Source organism: Blautia sp. CGZ-1-C1, assembly GCF_056504575.1.
On the sequence record NZ_JBWLUT010000161.1, the window covers coordinates 1 to 4,393 of the forward strand.

Consider the following 4,393-nt stretch of genomic DNA (forward strand, 5'->3'; position numbering starts at 1 on the left):
TTCGTAAGTAGGTAATCATCCGTATCTTTTTTTTCATTTTTTATTCTGTTACAATCTCCTTAAAACTCAGGAGGTATTCTATACACTATGAATAAAGAAGAAAAAGCAAAACTCTGGGCTGACCGTATCCAGCAATGCCAGACCAGTGGGAAAACATGTAAACAATGGTGTGCAGAAAACGGCATCCCCTTATCTACGATGGGATACTGGATCCGCAGACTTGCAAAAGAAGAGCCGGCATCCGAATCTGAACAGGATCTGGTCTTTGTCAGACTTCCCTCTGAACAGGAAGCTGCCAGAAAGCTTCTCTCTGAGGAATCTTCACCGGTGCGTATTTTTATCTCAAACAGTATCCGTATTGAAATATCTGATTCCTGCAGACCGGAACTGATGGAATCCATACTGGGATTCCTGCAGCGCCATGCTTGACCTGGCAGGAGGAACAACAGTATATCTTTCCTGCGGAGTCACTGATCTGAGAAAAAGTTACAATGGTCTGGCCGCCATCATCAAATTAAAATTTCACCTCGACCCATACTCACGCTGCATGTTTGCGTTCTGCAACCGTCGGCGTACTTCTATAAAGATCCTTCAATGGGACGGATCCGGATTCTGGATCCTGATGAAACGGCTCGACCGTAATGCCTTCCACTGGCCGGATACTCCGGATGAACTCCGTCAGGTGACTCTGAAAGAGATCCACTGGCTGTGTGACGGGCTCTCCTTAAATCCCAGGGGTGCATTTGAGGAACACCATCCAAAGATCATCCTGTAAGCATAAGACATCTGAGCTGTCAATCCCGTAAAAATCATGAAAAACATGGCATTTCTCAGCGTATTTCCTATATCTGGAAACGCAGTTTTTTATAGGAAAACAGCTGGAACCATGATATACTTTTAATAACGCTAAAGCAGGGAGGACAGGATATGGAACCGATCTTTACAGATAAACAGCTGAACAACATGAGCCGGGAAGATCTGATCTCATTGATGAAGATCGTGCAGGAGCAGACAAAGAAAAAAGACACCGAGATCCAGCTGCTAAAGGATAAACAGAAAGAACTCGAATTCTTAAATGCCATGCTCTCTGACCGTCTTACCCTTGCACAGAGAAAACAGTTTGGGGCATCCAGTGAAAAGTATACCGAAGGCTATGAACAGATGAACCTGTTCAATGAGGCAGAAATCAGTGCGGATGCGGAAACAGAAGAACTTTTTGAAGAAATCCAGCCATCCTCATATAAACGTAAAAAGAGGAAAGGAAAGAAGGAAGAAGATCTTTCCAATTTTGAGACCGTTGAAACTAGGACCTATAAACTGGAAGGGGAAGCCCGTTACTGTCCGGAATGCGGAAAAAAATACAATGTAGTAACAAAAGAGACCGTAAAACGCCTGCGTTTTGTACCTGCAAAGTTTGAGGTTGAAGAAGAGATCACTTATGTATACAGCTGCCCGAAATGCGGGTCCATGAAACGTCCTGAAAAAGAACCTTCCCTGATCCGTGGAAGTATCGCTACGCCTTCCCTTGTCGCCGGTATCATGAACGCTAAATATGTAAATGGAATGCCTCTGGCACGCCAGGAAAGAGAGTTTGCCAGATATGATCTTGATCTTTCCACAAAGACTATGGCAAACTGGATCATAAACTGTGCAGACAGATACCTGAAACCGCTGTATCAGCTGATGAAAGAAGAACTTCTGGAAAGCAGATATATCCATTGTGACGAAAGCCGCATCCAGGTACTCGGAGAGCCGGAGCAGAAAGGGACGACCCAGAACTGGATGTGGGTATATCTCACGGATGAATTCAGTGGTTCCCCGCAGATGGTACTCTTCGATTATGAAAGGACCCGTGCGGGATATCATCCTGTAAATTTTTTAAGGGACGGGTTTCATGGGTATCTGACCTGCGATGGATATCAGGCTTATCACAGTTTAGGAGAAGGTATCATAGTAAGCGGATGCCTTACCCATGCAAGACGACGCTTTGATGCAGCCCTCACAGCATTGAAAAAAGATTTCACAAAAGAACAGCTGAAAGAGACAGTTGCATATCAGGCGATGTCAAGGATCGGGATTCTCTATAAGATCGAAGAGATGATCCATGACAAAACACCGGAAGAAAAATATGAAGAACGCCAGAAACAGTCCCATCCGGTCCTGGATGCCATGTTTGAATGGCTGCATACGATGGAAGATTCTGTAGACAGGTCTTCCCTTATTGGTGATGCCATTTTGTATACACTTAATCAGGAAGTATATCTGAGACGGTATCTGGAAGATGGTCATCTCAGCATAGACAACAACAGTGCAGAACGTGCATTGAAAAACTTTGCAGTGGGACGCCGCAACTGGCTGTTTGCCAAAAGTGTACGAGGAGCTGATGCCAGTGCTCTTGTTTACAGCATTACAGAAACAGCACTTCTGAACCATCTGAAACCATACGCATATCTGACCTATATATTGGATGAACTCAGAAAAATAGGAGCTTTTCCTAAAGAGGAAGAATTAAAGAAACTGCTTCCATGGTCAGAGGATCTTCCGGAATACTGCCGGACTAAACTAAAAAAATAATACCAAGCCATCTGATAGAGAATCTGGCAGACAGCCAGGAACAGTATCAGATGGCTTTTATAAAATGTCAATATACAGATGATTACCTACTTACTTTATAAAATGTCAATATACAGATGATTACCTACTTACGAAAATTAAGCGCTTACGTACTTCATAGGGTCAGGCTCCAATGTCGCATTGCCCAACGTGTATGTCCGATTCCACATGTTCCTATTAGTGCTTTTCCTTCATCTGTTTTTTCAATCAGATTACTTAATCTTCCCTTTGCTTTAACCACCTGTGCCAGATACTCCCCATTTCGCACAGCGATTCCAGCAGAATCGTACCCTCGGTACTCTAATTTAGACAGACCATTTAATAAAATAGGTGCTGCCTGCTGTGTCCCAGTAAAACCAACTATTCCACACATTTTATTTTTACTGTCCCGTAAATGCTATTGTTTATCTACATTTTCAAAATATAATCTATTAATTTTCCATATTGTTCACTTCTATTTTCTTCTGGCAACATTTCGATAATTTGCAAAGCAATTAAATATTTTTCGGTTGCCTCCAATCGTTTGTGGTACTTTCCAAGTTGTTTAGATGTTTCCTTATACATCCAAAAGTAAAGACCAGACACAATCTCTACTATTGCTCCAGATAGACCAGCCATAAATGATGCAGAATTATTTCCGCCCAATAAAAATGTAATGACTGCCAAAACAAAAAGCATAAATCCTGCAAAGCATGAGAACATAGCTGCTGAAAAAGATTTTCTAATTTGCTGTTTACAGATAACATAAAACTCTTTCAACTCTTTTAAATTTTCAAACATTAAAGTTCTAATATCCTGATTCTCTTCCTTGCTTTTTTCAGTTAGAATATCCAGATCCTTGATAGCTTCTGAAACCTCTTTTGCTTCCTTTTCAGCAACCAACTCATCTGTTTTTACTTTCATTTTGTACAGAGCATGTATTGATTTTATTATCCAAATAATCCCCAAACACCATGTTATCGGAGATGAAACCGGTGATTCACAATACTGCACTATCAACTTATGTATAAATTGCAATGCATTACCAAACATCTTTTAATCTCTGCCATACAAATCTCTTGTATATACTTTGTCTTTCACATCATCCAAACAACTATCATATCTATTTGCGATAATTGCCTGGCTCTGTTCTTTAAATTTATCCAGATCATTCACAACCTTGCTTCCAAAGAAAGTGCTTCCATCTTCCAATGTTGGCTCATAAATAATAACCGATGCACCTTTAGCCTTAATTCTCTTCATAACTCCCTGTATAGAAGATTGGCGAAAATTATCTGAATTTGACTTCATAGTAAGACGATATACCCCAATTACAACCTCTTTTTCCATAGAAGCATCATATGTATTCTCATCTCCATAGGCATAATATCCAGCTTTCTGTAATACACGATCTGCTATGAAATCTTTCCTTGTTCTATTAGACTCAACGATTGCAGACATCATATTCTGAGGAACATCTGCATAATTTGCCAAAAGCTGTTTTGTGTCTTTCGGTAAGCAATATCCACCATAACCAAATGACGGATTATTATAATGTGATCCAATTCTTGATCAAGACACACACCGTTAATGATCTGCTGTGTATTCAACCCTTTCATTTCGGCATATGTGTCAAGCTCATTAAAATATGATACTCTGAGAGCCAAATATGTATTAGCAAATAACTTCACTGCTTCCGCTTCTGTAAATCCCATAATCAAAGTATCAATATTCTCTTTAATAGCACCTTCCTGTAATAATCCGGCAAATGTGTTCGCAGCTTTTACAAGTCTAGCATTTT

At 40.5% G+C, this 4,393-nt stretch carries 4 protein-coding genes and 2 pseudogenes; 3 read left to right on the forward strand and 3 right to left on the reverse strand.

Features of this window, described 5'->3' with window-relative positions:
* Positions 1-87 precede the first annotated feature (87 nt).
* The 3 genes from tnpA (at position 88) to tnpC (ending at position 2,574) form a co-directional block, all read left to right on the forward strand.
* The gene (gene tnpA / locus AC058W_RS14975; RefSeq protein ID WP_118138212.1) at positions 88-429 is read left to right on the forward strand and encodes an IS66 family insertion sequence element accessory protein TnpA; all 342 of its coding nucleotides are present in this window, start codon (positions 88-90) and stop codon (positions 427-429) included.
* Positions 422-775, forward strand: a complete 354-nt coding sequence (tnpB, locus tag AC058W_RS14980) for an IS66 family insertion sequence element accessory protein TnpB (RefSeq protein WP_055227435.1) — start codon at positions 422-424, stop codon at positions 773-775. The genes tnpA and tnpB overlap by 8 nt, the downstream gene beginning before the upstream one ends.
* A 152-nt stretch (positions 776-927) precedes the next feature.
* Positions 928-2,574: an IS66 family transposase gene (gene tnpC, locus AC058W_RS14985; protein ID WP_479390260.1), complete on the forward strand. Its 1,647-nt coding sequence runs from the start codon at positions 928-930 to the stop codon at positions 2,572-2,574.
* Between the two features lie 181 nt (positions 2,575-2,755).
* On the opposite strand, the pseudogene AC058W_RS14990 reads toward tnpC, so the two are convergent.
* The 3 genes and pseudogenes from AC058W_RS14990 to AC058W_RS15000 form a co-directional block, all read right to left on the reverse strand.
* A pseudogene (locus tag AC058W_RS14990) lies at positions 2,756-2,986 on the reverse strand (glutamine--fructose-6-phosphate transaminase (isomerizing)); the annotation flags it as partial.
* A 35-nt stretch (positions 2,987-3,021) separates the two neighbouring features.
* Entirely contained in the window at positions 3,022-3,645 is a 624-nt protein-coding gene (locus AC058W_RS14995) for a TRADD-N-associated membrane domain-containing protein (RefSeq protein WP_118136924.1), read from the reverse strand.
* Positions 3,646-3,648: 3 nt separating this feature from the next.
* Positions 3,649-4,393 (reverse strand): annotated as a pseudogene (locus AC058W_RS15000) (UDP binding domain-containing protein); the annotation flags it as partial.